Below are 11,935 nucleotides of genomic sequence, written 5' to 3'. Positions count from 1 at the left end.
GCACGAAGGCGCTTCGTACGGTGGCGCTTTAGGCAATGTGTCAAGCATCGCGATTCGCAACCCCGGCCGATTCGAAGCTCGCCATTTCATTGACGAACGCCACCGCCGCCCGCAGCAACGGCACCGCGAGCACCGCGCCCGTGCCTTCGCCGAGACGCATATCGAGCGAAAGCAATGGCAACGCGCCGAAATGATCGAGCATGCGCCGATGCCCCGCCTCGTTCGACGCATGCGCGAACACACAATACTCGCGCACCTTCGGTGCGAACGCATCGGCTACCAGCAATGCCGACGTCGCAATGAAACCGTCGACGAGGATTGTCATACGCGCCTGCGCGGCGGCGAGATATGCGCCAGTCATCATGGCGATTTCGAAGCCGCCGAAGGTGGCGAGCACGTCGAGCGGATCGCTGGAAGCGGCATGATGCGCGAGTGCCGAAGCCACTACGTTGCGTTTTTTCGCCAGCCCGGCATTGTCGAGACCCGTGCCGCGTCCAACGCATTCGTCGATCGGCACGCCACACAGGCGGCTCATCAGACAAGCGGCCGACGACGTATTCGCAATGCCCATCTCGCCGAAGCCGATCACATTGGTGCCGAGCGCCAGATGATGCCGCACGCGTGCCGCGCCCGACTGCATCGCGGCCAGCGCCTGTTCGCGCGTCATCGCGGGTTCATGCGCGAAGTTGCGCGTGCCGGCCGCGACCGGGATATCGATGAGCCCTTCAGTGGACGGCAGCGGCGTAGCAATGCCTGAGTTGACCACTTCGAGTTCGACGCCGCACACGCGGCTCAAGGCATTGATCGCCGCGCCGCCCGCCAGAAAGTTGGCGACCATTTGCGCGGTCACTGCTTGCGGATAAGGACTCACGCCCTCCTGTGCAATGCCGTGGTCGCCGGCAAACACGATCATCGCCGGGCGTTCGACCGTGGGATGCGTCGTCCGCTGGATCAGCCCCAACTGGCGTGCGAGTGTCTCGAGCCGCCCGAGGCTGCCGGGCGGCTTGGTCTTGGTGTCGATGATGCGTTGCAGTTCGGCACGCAGCGCTTGGTCGAGCGGTTCGACATCGGTCAATCCCGGCACAGCTGATAAAAAAGTCATAGACGTTTCAGACAGAAAGAGTGTGTTTTTTTAAAGCGCTTAGCCTGCCGATATGTCATCAGCCGCAAGCGATTCGTGACCTGAGCGTGGCGCGGGAATCAACGCCTCATGCTCGCCGTCGCGAATCAGAATCAAGGGATAGCCGAACGCCCGGCTCGTCAGCGTGGGCGTCAGCACGTCGTGAACCGGTCCGGCATACGCGCCCCCCTTGCCGTCGAGCAGCAGCGCATGTGTCGCGAAGCGCCGCGCGAGATTCAAGTCATGGCACGAAAACAACACTGTACGCCGTGGCTCGCGCGTCCAGGCGCTCAGCGCTTCCAGACAGTCGATCTGGTGGTGCAGATCCAGATGCGAGAGCGGTTCGTCGAGCAGCAGCAACGGTGCCTCCTGGCACAACACGGCTGCCAGCGCGACACGCTGCCGTTCGCCACCCGAGAGCGAGAGCACGTCGCGCGCAGCAAATGCGGCGAGGCCCAAGCCGTCGAGCGCGGCATGCGCGGCAGCACGATCGGCCTCGCTTTCCCACCCCCAGCCGCTCAGATGCGGAAAACGGTTCAGCATCACGATGTCGAGCACGCTCGCGCTGAATGCGTCCGCTGCGCTTTGCGGCATCAGCGCGCGACGCTGCGCGAGCGGCAACGGCTGCCAGTCGGCGAGACGCACGCCGTCGAGTTCGACATGGCCGGCCGACGGTTGCGCCAGGCCGGCGAGCGTGGAGAGCAAAGTTGTCTTGCCCGCGCCGTTGGGCCCGGCAATGCACCAGATCTCGCCGGCGTAGAACGTGTGCGTGAACGCGTCGAGCAAGGTACGCATGCCCGCGCGCAAGGTCAGGCGTTGCGCGCTGAGCGTCACGTCGGGGAGGTCGTGCGGATTCATCATCGGCGCCTGCGCAGCAGCATCCAAAGAAACACCGGCACACCGACGATCGATGTGATCACGCCGACCGGCAATTGTGCCGGCGCAATCACGGTACGTGCGATCAGATCGGCTCCCATCACCGCGACGCCGCCACCAAGCGCCGCGGCCGGCAACAGCATGCGCTGATCGTTGCCGAACGCGAGCCGCAACATATGCGGTACGACAAGGCCGACAAAGCCGATGGTGCCCGCCGTCGTTACCGCGGCGGCAGCCGCGAGCGACGCCACCAGATAGACACGCAAGCGCAGCGGCATCACGGCGACACCGAGTGCCTGCGCAGCGGTGTCCCCCCGCAGCAGTACATTCAGCCGCGGCGCGGCGGGGACGATCGCCACCAGCACGACGGCGAGCGCAACAAGCGCCACCCACGGCATCGTACCGCCGTTCAGATCGCCGGTCAGCCAGAACAACATACCGCGCAGCCGATTGTCCGGCGCGAGGTTGAGCAGCAGGGTAATGACGGCGCCCCAACCCGCCGCGATCACCGCGCCGGTCAGCAGCAAACGCGGCGACGTATCCTGCGGCTCGCCCCGCCACAACTCGCGGCGGGCGAGCCCGAGCACCAGCAGGATCGACACGAAGGCGCCGGCGAACGCGCTGGCATCGACGATCCACCACGCGCAGCCGGCGATCATCGCGACCAGCGCGAATGTGGCCGCCCCACCCGATGCACCCAATACATAGGGCTCGGCCAAGGGGTTGCGCAACAGCACTTGCAGCAGCGCACCGGCCAACGCCAGCAACGCGCCGCATGCGAAGCCGGCCAACGCGCGCGGCAAACGCAGCGTGCGCACGATCTCGCCGGCAAGATCGGCGGACTCGACACGCGGCACATGCGAAGGCAGCAGCGCCGCCAACACGCGCGCGGGTGCAAGCGACACACTGCCAAGCGCGAGCGACGCCATCAGCACAGCCAGCGCAATTCCCGCGAGCGCGAACCAGATCGCGGCCGCGCGTTTCGCGTTCATCACGCGCATCGTGTTTGTGGGTATCGGACCCGAGCCGCGGTTCATCGACGCGTTCTCATGCCAGTACCTCCGGCACTGCTGCCTCCCAATCGTGAGATACGCACCGCGCCGCAGCGAGGGAAACGAGTAGGCTGTTTCATAGTCCTTGTTAAACAGGTTCTGGATCCGCGCGGCGACGCAGCAAGCCTTCATGATGTTGGTGTAGCGCGTCTGCATCTCTGCGTATTGCGCGCATGACAGATCCACGATCCTTCGATCCTCTGCAGGTTCACCCAATTGCCGCTCCCCGGCAGGTGAATGCCGGACAAGACTGGCGGGTAGTCGATCGGATTCGAATAGCTTGCAGTCGCCTTCCAACGCCCGGTGACGTCGAAGCCGTAGCCGAGATAGTAACTGCTCACGCAGCCAGAACCGCAATACAGGTCGCGTCATTGACCGGCCGACTCTGCCCGCCCTGGAAGAGCACACGGCACGCTTTGCCATAGCTGCCGTTGCCGTGGCGCTCGTATTCCTCGCTCGTATTTCTTTTACGGTTGAGCTTGTGACCCAGCGAAACCAGGCCGTTTTCGTTCGGCTTAGCGTTGGGTGACTGGGCCATTTTTCCGCGTTTGAGCGGGGACGTCCCTCGCCTTCCGGCCGATCTCCGGACTGGCAACACGTCGATCCCGCCTTCCCACGCGTGGCGCGCAGTGGCACACTCGCGTGTTCAGCTTCAAACACACGATCAGGATCGACCGGCATGGCGAACGCGGTCGCGGTCGCTTGCCGTTGCCGGAGTCTGCGCAGGTTCGCCCGTGCATGCGAGGCGCACGCCGGGCTTCCCGTTTAGCTGCGTGCACTGCGAAAAAAGCGCGCGGGCGCCAACGTGCGGCCAGTTTAGGAGCGGCCTCCGGGTCCGTCAAGAATGGTCAATCCATGCGCAATCTGTTCCGTTATATGCAGGTTATTGTCCGATGCGAGGGCTGCTTTTCATCATATGGTCGATAAATGCCTGCATAAAGCGATGTTGTTACGTCTCGAAACGAGACAATTGTCGGAACCTGCGACATTCCGCGCTAAAATGCAATGTCTTTAGAGGACGCAGCAGATGCTCACCGAACTCGAAACACTTTCACAGAATATCGGCAAGCTGATCGCGATCAGCCAACGCCACAACGAAGCGCGCCTCGCGCTCGAAAATCAGCTCGCCCAAACGCGTGCCGAAGCAGAGGCCACGCGCACTGAACTCGCGTTAATGCGCGAGGAGCGCGATGCACTGCAGGCGGAACGCGACGCGCTGTCGGCAAAGATCGACGACGCACAGGTACGCCTGAATGCGATCCTCGAAAAGCTGCCGCGCGCCCGCGCGCATAGCGAGCCGGATAATCAGCTCGATCTGCTCGATACCGCGCCGCAAGAGCTTGAAGCGGAGAGCGACGTCACCCGCCACGGAGAAAATGCATGATCACCAAGCAGATCGAAGTATCGATTCTCGGCGTGCCCTATCGCCTCGCCTGCTCGCCTGAAACTGAAGGCGCGCTGCTTGAAGCGGTCGCACGCGTCGACGCCGAGATGTCGAAGATCCGCAATAGCAGCAACGTGCGCGGCACCGATCGCATTGCCGTCATGGCTGCGCTGTCGCTGGCATCGGAACTGCTTAAGCTGCAATCGAGCGTGCGACACGGAGAAGCATTTCCCGCAGAGGAAATCCGGCGTACAATGCATCAAATGAACGAACAACTGGGCACTGTGATTCAGCAGTACAGCATGCAGTAAGTGCCTAGCAGTATCGAACAATTTCAAGTAGCCGGTCCTGAGATCGGCTGCGGATTCAAGCACAATGCATGAGCCAAGTCTCACGCAAGTGATTGAGTTCAATCGGTTTGACTTCCCTGCCTGGTTCGCCAAGGTCATATATTCCTTGAACCAATGCCATGTGCACGGTTGTGGAAATTTGTAGCACGGGTGTGCGCGTCACTCTGTCTGATGTACCCGAAGTGCTGCTAACTGCGACCAATTCTGAACCCCCGGTTCAGGATGCCGGCCTAGCGGCTAAGGCGGGGACCTTATTCAAGACGGCATCGGACTTCGGTCCGGTGCCGTTTTTCTTTGGGTCTCGCTTTTTCTTCTGTATTCTCAAACCTTTAACGCTCACTTCGATTCATGCGCTACTGGCTAATGAAGTCCGAACCGGACGAAGCAAGCATCGACCATCTCGCAGAGGCCCCGCAGCGCACGTTGCCGTGGACCGGCGTGCGCAACTATCAGGCGCGCAACTTCATGCGCGACATGATGCAGGTCGGCGACGGTGTGCTGTTCTATCACTCGAGCTGCCCCGAGCCGGGCATCGCCGGGATCGCGGAGGTATCGTCCACCGCGTATCCGGACCCAACTCAGTTCGACAAGAAGAGCCCCTACTACGACCCGAAGTCGTCGCAGGAAACACCGCGCTGGCTGCTCGTCGATGTGGTGTTCAAGAAGAAAATTCCACTGATTCCGCTTGCCGTGCTGCGCGAACACGAGGAATTGAAGGACATGCGTGTGCTCGCCAAAGGTAACCGCCTGTCGATCACGCCGGTGACCGAGGCCGAATGGCGCTTCATCACCAAGCATCTTGTTTGACGTTGCATATTCGGCTCGCGTCCGTGGTCGCTCGAGCCCTGCGCAAATCCTGTGCACATCCGCGCGCGCGAAAGCAAGTGTGAGCAAACGTCAAATTAGGGAACCAAGCTCAGGTTACAGGCGCCTAACGGACTCGCAAACGTTGTGCCAACGTACAGCGTTCGCTCAATTCGTGCACAACCTGTTCAAGCAAGGAGTCCAAAAATGACGAAAAACACCGCACGTGCACTCGCTCTCGCTCTTGTTTGCGCCGCCCCTGTCGCGCTTGCGCTGACGCCGGCCATCGCCCGCGCGCAGAGTGTGACGCAGTATCAGCCCGCAGGTGTGCTGTCGCTGAATGCACAGGCAAGCGCGGAAGTACCGCAAGACGTCGTCGATATCACGTTGTTCTACGAGCAGGAAGCGAACGACCCGTCCGCGCTCACCGCCACGCTGAATCAGCGTGCCGACGCAGCGCTGCAGAAGGCCAAAGGCGTGAGCGGCGTCACCGCGCGTACCGGTTCTTTCTCGATCTATCCGTCTACCGATCGCGACGGCCGTATTTCCGCATGGCGCGGCCGTACCGAAGTGGTGCTCGAATCGCACGACTTCGCTTCGGCGTCGAAACTCGCGGGCCAGATGGCATCGATCATGCAAGTGGGCAACGTGCAGTTCTCGCTGTCGCCTGAAGCCCAACGCGCCGCCGAGCAGAAACTCACCGGTGAAGCCATCAAGTCGTTCCGCGAGCAAGCCGCTTCGTCGGCACAGGCATTCGGCTACAGCGGCTATTCGATTCGTGAAGTCAACGTCGGGCATAACGGCGTTATGCCGCGTCCCATGATGATGATGAGCGCACGCGCCATGGGCGCCGATGCGAAAGCATCCGCGCCGGTACCGATCGAAGGCGGCACGTCGACCGTGACGGTCAATGTGTCGGGCTCGGTGCAGATGAAGTAACGCGATTGACGCCTGACGTACCGCAACGTAAGGCAGTAAAGCAAAAAGCCACGGCATGCCGTGGCTTTTTTTCATTGACCACCACTACGATAAAACGTAGCGATCAGTTCATCGAATTCAATTCGCACCGACCGCCGGCACGGATTGACGCCGTGCACGGCGATAGGACCACACCAGCATGCCAATGCCCACGAGGATCATCGGCAGCGAGAGCCATTGGCCCATCGAAAGGCCCATGGCAAGCAAGCCAAGGAAGTCATCCGGCTCACGCGCGAACTCTACCGTGAAGCGCGCGAGACCGTAGCCGATCAGGAAGACCGCGGAAATCGCGCCCATCGGCTTCGGTTTGCGCGAGAAGAAGATCATTACGAAAAACAGCACCACGCCTTCGAGCGCGATCTCATACAGTTCCGACGGATGGCGCGGCAGCATGTGATATTGCGCGAACACTTCGTTCAGATGCCATTGCGCGGCCAGTTGCGGATGCGTGGTGAGCCACGTGGCGTCGTCCGGTGCGGCGCCCGGAAACAGCATTGCCCACGGCGCCGACGGATCGGTCACACGGCCCCACAGCTCGCCGTTGATAAAGTTGCCGAGACGCCCTGCCGCGAGCCCGGTGGGCACCATCGGCGCGACGAAATCGGTGACCTGCAACCACGACCGCTTGCGTTGGTACGCGAACAGCACCATGGCCAGCGTCACGCCGAGAAAGCCGCCGTGAAACGACATGCCGCCTTCCCACACCTTGAAGATGTCGAGCGGATGCGCGAAGTAAAAGCTCGCCTTGTAGAACAGCACGTAGCCGAGCCGGCCGCCGAAAATCGTCCCGAGCACGCCGTAAAACAGCATGTCGTCGATATCCTTGGCGGTCCAGCCTTGCGCGGCGACGTACGGCAAGCGCAGCCGCAACCGGCCAACGACAATCGCCGCGACAAACGCAACGAGGTACATCAGTCCATACCAGCGCACAGCGAGCGGCCCCAGATGAATGGCAACGGGGTCGAAATTCGGGTGAATAAGCATCGTGTTGTTATGGGCAGTTCGGGTTCAGAAGCGGATTTCTAATCGGTTTTCAAGTGCCTGCAAGCGTTTGCACACCGTGCGGCGCATGCGTTGGACGGTTCGGTTTGCAATGCGTTCGCGGCAGCGTCGGGCCTAAGTGCGGGGCGCCGCGAACTGCGCCTCGACGGTGGCCGCATGGGCTCGCACGATCTCGATGAAGCCCGCCAATACCGGACTCACCTCCGCCGTGCGCCAGACCAGACCCGTCTCGATCGCCGGCACCGATTCCGCGAGCGGACGGTATACGACACCCGTGCGGCGCAGGTTACGCAAGGATTGCGGCACCAGTGCGACGCCCATGCCGGCCGACACGAGACTCACGATCGTCTGCATCTGGATCGCCTCCTGGCCAACCCGCGGTGCAAGCCCCGCCACGCCGTAGCAATCCATAATGATGTCATAAAAGCCTGGCGCCAAACGTCTTGGGAAGATCACAAGCGGCTCGTCGGCGACATCGCGCAGGCTGATCGGCGTGTCAAGCCATTCGGCGCACGGGTCGGCATGCGGGTGGGCGTCGGACTCCGCGGCAGCGCTCACGCGCGCCGCCGTTTCCGTCGACATCGCGATCACCAGCGGTTCGCGGGCGATCGACAGCCACGAGAGTTGGGTAGCATGACGCGACGGCAGCGGCGCGATCACAAGGCCCGCGTCGATGCGCCCGGCCACCAGTTCGTCGACCTGCACGTCGCTGGTGGCTTCGGTCAATTCGAGGCGCACCCTCGGATGGCGGGCGCCGAAATCGCGCAGCAGCAACGGCAGCAGGCCATAGTCGGCCGTGGAGACGAAGGCCAGCGACAGCACCCCCGCCTCGCCTCGCGCAAGGCTTTGCGCCAGCGGCCGCAGCCCCTCGGCGCCGGCCAGCAGGCGCTGAACTTCAGGCAACAGGTCGGCGCCCACCGGCGTGAGTTCGACCGAACGCTTGGTGCGCGCGAACAACTCGACACCCAGCGTCTCCTCCAGCGCGCGAATCGCCTGCGACAGCGGCGGCTGCGTCATGGAAAGACGTACGGCCGCTCGCCCGAAGTGTTTTTCTTCGGCGACGGTCACGAAATAGCGCAACTGGCGCAGGTCAGGTATCGCGGGCAGCATAATTAATACATTTTACGACCTAATGGAGCCCGAATAATATACTGGACACGCGCCTTGCAAAACAGCATCCTTGCGCGACGCGCCCGCACTAAACTGAACTGACGCGCCGGCCGGAAACCCGGCGGCAGCACCTTGGCAGCGTGAGCTCAGCACTTTCGCGGCAGCGCCCGAGCCCCGAACACGCAGCACGGATCAAAACAAAACAGACTGGAGTTCCCCATGGCATACAACCGTCGTTCCAAGAACATCACGCAAGGCGTGGCGCGCTCCCCGAACCGCTCGATGTACTACGCACTCGGCTATCAGAAGGACGATTTCGACAAGCCGATGATCGGCATCGCCAACGGCCACTCGACCATCACACCGTGCAACGCCGGTCTGCAGCGCCTCGCCGACGCGGCGGTTGCCGCGGTCAAGGGCGCCGACGCGAATCCGCAGATCTTCGGTACGCCGACGATCTCGGACGGCATGTCGATGGGCACCGAAGGCATGAAGTACTCGCTGGTATCGCGCGAAGTGATTGCCGACTGCATCGAGACATGCGTGCAGGGCCAGTGGATGGACGGCGTGGTCGTGATCGGCGGCTGCGACAAGAACATGCCGGGCGGCATGATCGGCATGTTGCGCACCAACGTGCCGAGCATCTACGTGTATGGCGGCACGATCCGTCCAGGCAACTGGAAGGGCACCGACCTGACCATCGTGTCGTCGTTCGAGGCGGTAGGCGAATTCACCGCCGGCCGCATGTCGCAGGAAGACTTCGAGGGGATCGAGAAGAACGCGTGCCCGTCCACGGGTTCGTGCGGCGGCATGTACACCGCCAACACGATGAGCTCGTCGTTCGAAGCGCTGGGCATGTCGCTGCTGTATTCGTCGACGATGGCCAATCCCGATCAGGAAAAGGTCGACTCGGCAGCCGAATCGGCGCGCGTGCTGGTCGAAGCGGTCAGGAAGGACCTGAAACCGCGCGACATCGTCACGAAGAAGTCGATCGAAAACGCCGTGGCCGTGCTGATGGCCACGGGCGGCTCGACCAACGCGGTACTGCACTTCCTCGCGATCGCGCATGCGGCGGAAGTGGAATGGACCATTGAAGACTTCGAGCGGATGCGCAAGAAGGTGCCGGTGATCTGCAACCTGAAGCCGTCGGGCCAGTTCGTCGCGACCGATCTGCATAAGGCGGGCGGCATTCCGCAAGTGATGAAGATCCTGCTCGACGCAGGCCTCCTGCACGGCGACTGCATCACGATCACCGGCAAGACAATCGCCGAAGAACTGAAGGACGTGCCGGGCAAGCCACGCGCCGACCAGCAGGTGATTTTCCCGATCGAGCAGGCGCTGTACAAGGAAGGCCACCTCGCCATACTCAAGGGCAACCTGGCCGTTGACGGCGCGGTCGCCAAAATCACCGGCCTGAAGAATCCGGTCATTACCGGGCCGGCCCGCGTCTTCGACGACGAGCAAAGCGCACTGGAAGCCATTCTGGCCGACAAGATCGTCGCCGGCGATGTGGTCGTGCTGCGCTACCTCGGGCCGAAGGGCGGCCCCGGCATGCCGGAGATGCTCGCGCCGACCTCGGCGATCATCGGCAAGGGGCTCGGCGAAAGCGTCGGGCTGATTACCGACGGCCGCTTCTCGGGCGGCACGTGGGGCATGGTGGTCGGTCACGTTGCGCCGGAAGCTTTCGTGGGCGGCACGATCGCGTTCGTGCAGGAAGGCGACTCGATCACGATCGACGCGCACAAGCTGCTGCTGCAACTGAACATCGACGATGCCGAACTGGAACGACGCCGTGCTGCCTGGCAGCAGCCGAAGCCGCGTTACACGCGCGGCGTGATGGCGAAATATTCGGCCCTGGCGCTGCCGGCCAACAAGGGGGCGGTGACGGGCTGAGCGCGCATCGGCACGTGTGGATTCGCATCGGATAACCGGGCGAATCGGGAGCCCTAGCCGCAGCCTGCGGCGCTTGAGTTGCCGCCTCCGCCGAAGCGACCCAAGCTCAAAACAAGTTACGACAAAGCGCAAAGGGGCGCACGGAAAAACGTGCGCCCCTTTCCTTTTATAATGCCTGCACCACGAGTCGGGCACCTGCACCGACGGAGACCAGAATGAAATCAATGTCGTTTGCGGCGCTTGCAGCAGCCGGCGTGCTAGGCGCTATGTCAAGCGCCGGCATTCCGGCGGCGCATGCTGAGGCCTCCGCCGGTCTCGCTCTTGCCCAGCAGCAGAATTGCATGAGTTGCCACGCGGTGTCGCGTCCGGTCATGGGGCCGGCGCTGCATGACGTCGCCGCGAAGTATGCCGGCCGCGAAGATGCCGCCACCTATCTGAAGCGCAAGATTCTGGATGGCAGCACGGGAGTGTGGGGCCAGGTGCCCATGCCCGCGAACACGCAGCTCACGCCCGATCAGGCGGCTACGCTGGCGAGTTGGGTGATGACGCTCAAATGATTGACGCTTGATTGACGGCCTGAGAGCGCCAATGATCGCGGCCCGGTGAGCGCAGCGAGCGCGCCCCGAAAAAGGAGCGGCCCGCCCTCTGCCATACTCAGGCGCTGCCCGAGCGCCGCGCCAGTTCCTGATCGACCGCTTCCTTGACCCAGCCGGTCATTTCAGTTTCCAAAGCCAATGCCACTTCGCGCGTGATCTGGTTGACCAGCCACGTGGTGTGATCCTGCAAAGCGTCGCGGCAGCGTGCTTCGACAATGCTGCGCCCCTCACCGGCCAGAAAACTCGTGAACCGTCCGCGCAGACGTTCGGCGATGACATCCGCATCGAGATTCGGCTGCGACGGTGCGGGCGCCTCGTGAGCAATATCCGGCGGCACGATTGCGCCCGCCTCGATCGGTGCATGCGGCTCGGCCCGATCGAATACGCCCGCTGACGGCACAGCGACGGACTCATGCTCATCGTCGTGTGCGTGCTGGCGATCGGCGGCGTGAGCGTGATGCGCCCTTAAGCGTTTTCTCGGATGAGCGTGTTCTGCTGAGTACCCATGCTCGCGCGCAACCGCGGGCTCGGGCGCGTGCGTCGGTTCCCGCGTGGCAGCAGGATCGGGCACAGGCTGCGCCGCCGGGGTCGCTGCGCCGCCGGGCGCATGCCGCGCCTCGGCAGGCCTGCCCTGCACGAGAATCTCGTGCAGAACCGGGATGGAACTATCGTCGTTAGGATCGGACACGCGCACTCTCCGTGTTTGAGTCCAAGCTGCAGCATGCCGCGCACGCGTCGAATCCACACGACAGAACACCATGCGACGCGTG

General features: G+C 62.8%; 13 protein-coding genes and 1 other RNA gene. 7 read left to right on the top strand and 7 right to left on the bottom strand.

The features are described 5' to 3' along the window. Positions 1 to 40: 40 nt before the first annotated feature. From cobT to AC57B6_RS04095, 4 genes are all read right to left on the bottom strand, one after another. Positions 41 to 1,102 carry a nicotinate-nucleotide--dimethylbenzimidazole phosphoribosyltransferase gene (gene cobT, locus AC57B6_RS04110; RefSeq protein ID WP_496420743.1) on the bottom strand — a complete coding sequence of 354 codons (1,062 nt, stop codon included), beginning with the start codon at positions 1,100 to 1,102 and terminating at the stop codon, positions 41 to 43. Between the two features lie 39 nt (positions 1,103 to 1,141). Continuing rightward, complete coding sequence (locus AC57B6_RS04105) at positions 1,142 to 1,981, bottom strand: ABC transporter ATP-binding protein (protein WP_030103765.1); 840 nt, start codon at positions 1,979 to 1,981, stop codon at positions 1,142 to 1,144. After that, entirely contained in the window at positions 1,978 to 3,033 is a 1,056-nt protein-coding gene (locus AC57B6_RS04100) for a FecCD family ABC transporter permease (protein ID WP_496420805.1), read from the bottom strand. Before AC57B6_RS04100 ends, AC57B6_RS04105 begins: the two co-directional genes overlap by 4 nt. Positions 3,034 to 3,385: 352 nt before the next feature. Then, positions 3,386 to 3,586, bottom strand: coding sequence for a hypothetical protein (locus AC57B6_RS04095; RefSeq protein WP_496420742.1), 201 nt, complete (start codon positions 3,584 to 3,586; stop codon positions 3,386 to 3,388). 489 nt (positions 3,587 to 4,075) lie between these two features. Here AC57B6_RS04095 and AC57B6_RS04090 point away from each other — a divergent pair, with 489 nt between their 5' ends. From AC57B6_RS04090 to AC57B6_RS04070, 5 genes are all read left to right on the top strand, one after another. Next, positions 4,076 to 4,432, top strand: a complete 357-nt coding sequence (locus AC57B6_RS04090) for an ATPase (protein WP_028200474.1) — start codon at positions 4,076 to 4,078, stop codon at positions 4,430 to 4,432. Further along, entirely contained in the window at positions 4,429 to 4,743 is a 315-nt protein-coding gene (locus AC57B6_RS04085) for a cell division protein ZapA (protein ID WP_496420741.1), read from the top strand. Before AC57B6_RS04090 ends, AC57B6_RS04085 begins: the two co-directional genes overlap by 4 nt. Before the next feature lie 110 nt (positions 4,744 to 4,853). Next, positions 4,854 to 5,035: non-coding RNA, 6S RNA (gene ssrS, locus AC57B6_RS04080), on the top strand. A 95-nt stretch (positions 5,036 to 5,130) separates the two neighbouring features. Then, positions 5,131 to 5,589, top strand: a complete 459-nt coding sequence (locus tag AC57B6_RS04075) for an EVE domain-containing protein (protein ID WP_028200472.1) — start codon at positions 5,131 to 5,133, stop codon at positions 5,587 to 5,589. Positions 5,590 to 5,793: 204 nt separating this feature from the next. Beyond that, positions 5,794 to 6,525, top strand: coding sequence for an SIMPL domain-containing protein (locus AC57B6_RS04070; RefSeq protein ID WP_028200471.1), 732 nt, complete (start codon positions 5,794 to 5,796; stop codon positions 6,523 to 6,525). Positions 6,526 to 6,642: 117 nt separating this feature from the next. On the opposite strand, the gene lgt is transcribed toward AC57B6_RS04070, so the two are convergent. Next, positions 6,643 to 7,548 carry a prolipoprotein diacylglyceryl transferase gene (lgt, locus tag AC57B6_RS04065; protein WP_030103760.1) on the bottom strand — a complete coding sequence of 302 codons (906 nt, stop codon included), beginning with the start codon at positions 7,546 to 7,548 and terminating at the stop codon, positions 6,643 to 6,645. 132 nt (positions 7,549 to 7,680) lie between these two features. Beyond that, entirely contained in the window at positions 7,681 to 8,676 is a 996-nt protein-coding gene (locus AC57B6_RS04060) for a LysR family transcriptional regulator (protein WP_444515249.1), read from the bottom strand. A gap of 219 nt (positions 8,677 to 8,895) precedes the next feature. Here AC57B6_RS04060 and ilvD point away from each other — a divergent pair, with 219 nt between their 5' ends. Both ilvD and AC57B6_RS04050 read left to right on the top strand, forming a co-directional pair. After that, positions 8,896 to 10,569 carry a dihydroxy-acid dehydratase gene (gene ilvD, locus AC57B6_RS04055; RefSeq protein ID WP_028200468.1) on the top strand — a complete coding sequence of 558 codons (1,674 nt, stop codon included), beginning with the start codon at positions 8,896 to 8,898 and terminating at the stop codon, positions 10,567 to 10,569. 215 nt (positions 10,570 to 10,784) lie between these two features. Next, on the top strand, positions 10,785 to 11,126 hold the full coding sequence (locus AC57B6_RS04050; protein WP_030103757.1) for a c-type cytochrome: 342 nt from the start codon (positions 10,785 to 10,787) through the stop codon (positions 11,124 to 11,126). Between the two features lie 97 nt (positions 11,127 to 11,223). Here AC57B6_RS04050 and AC57B6_RS04045 read toward each other — a convergent pair whose 3' ends face one another. Next, on the bottom strand, positions 11,224 to 11,853 hold the full coding sequence (locus AC57B6_RS04045) for a DUF2486 family protein (RefSeq protein ID WP_496420740.1): 630 nt from the start codon (positions 11,851 to 11,853) through the stop codon (positions 11,224 to 11,226). Positions 11,854 to 11,935: the final 82 nt, after the last annotated feature.

The organism is Paraburkholderia sp. BGA-UO-ETr-F12 (assembly GCF_059567945.1).
The sequence above is the reverse complement of the archived record's forward strand: the minus strand, read 5'-3'. Positions and strand labels throughout refer to the sequence as shown.

Bases quoted from the DNA above. Each gene is read 5' to 3' on its own strand.
- cobT (WP_496420743.1), bottom strand. From the start codon at position 1,102: ATGACTTTTTTATCAGCTGTGCCGGGATTGACCGATGTCGAACCGCTC.
- AC57B6_RS04105 (WP_030103765.1), bottom strand. From the start codon at position 1,981: ATGATGAATCCGCACGACCTCCCCGACGTGACGCTCAGCGCGCAACGC.
- AC57B6_RS04100 (WP_496420805.1), bottom strand. From the start codon at position 3,033: ATGAACCGCGGCTCGGGTCCGATACCCACAAACACGATGCGCGTGATG.
- AC57B6_RS04095 (WP_496420742.1), bottom strand. From the start codon at position 3,586: ATGGCCCAGTCACCCAACGCTAAGCCGAACGAAAACGGCCTGGTTTCG.
- AC57B6_RS04090 (WP_028200474.1), top strand. From the start codon at position 4,076: ATGCTCACCGAACTCGAAACACTTTCACAGAATATCGGCAAGCTGATC.
- AC57B6_RS04085 (WP_496420741.1), top strand. From the start codon at position 4,429: ATGATCACCAAGCAGATCGAAGTATCGATTCTCGGCGTGCCCTATCGC.
- AC57B6_RS04075 (WP_028200472.1), top strand. From the start codon at position 5,131: ATGCGCTACTGGCTAATGAAGTCCGAACCGGACGAAGCAAGCATCGAC.
- AC57B6_RS04070 (WP_028200471.1), top strand. From the start codon at position 5,794: ATGACGAAAAACACCGCACGTGCACTCGCTCTCGCTCTTGTTTGCGCC.
- lgt (WP_030103760.1), bottom strand. From the start codon at position 7,548: ATGCTTATTCACCCGAATTTCGACCCCGTTGCCATTCATCTGGGGCCG.
- AC57B6_RS04060 (WP_444515249.1), bottom strand. From the start codon at position 8,676: ATGCTGCCCGCGATACCTGACCTGCGCCAGTTGCGCTATTTCGTGACC.
- ilvD (WP_028200468.1), top strand. From the start codon at position 8,896: ATGGCATACAACCGTCGTTCCAAGAACATCACGCAAGGCGTGGCGCGC.
- AC57B6_RS04050 (WP_030103757.1), top strand. From the start codon at position 10,785: ATGAAATCAATGTCGTTTGCGGCGCTTGCAGCAGCCGGCGTGCTAGGC.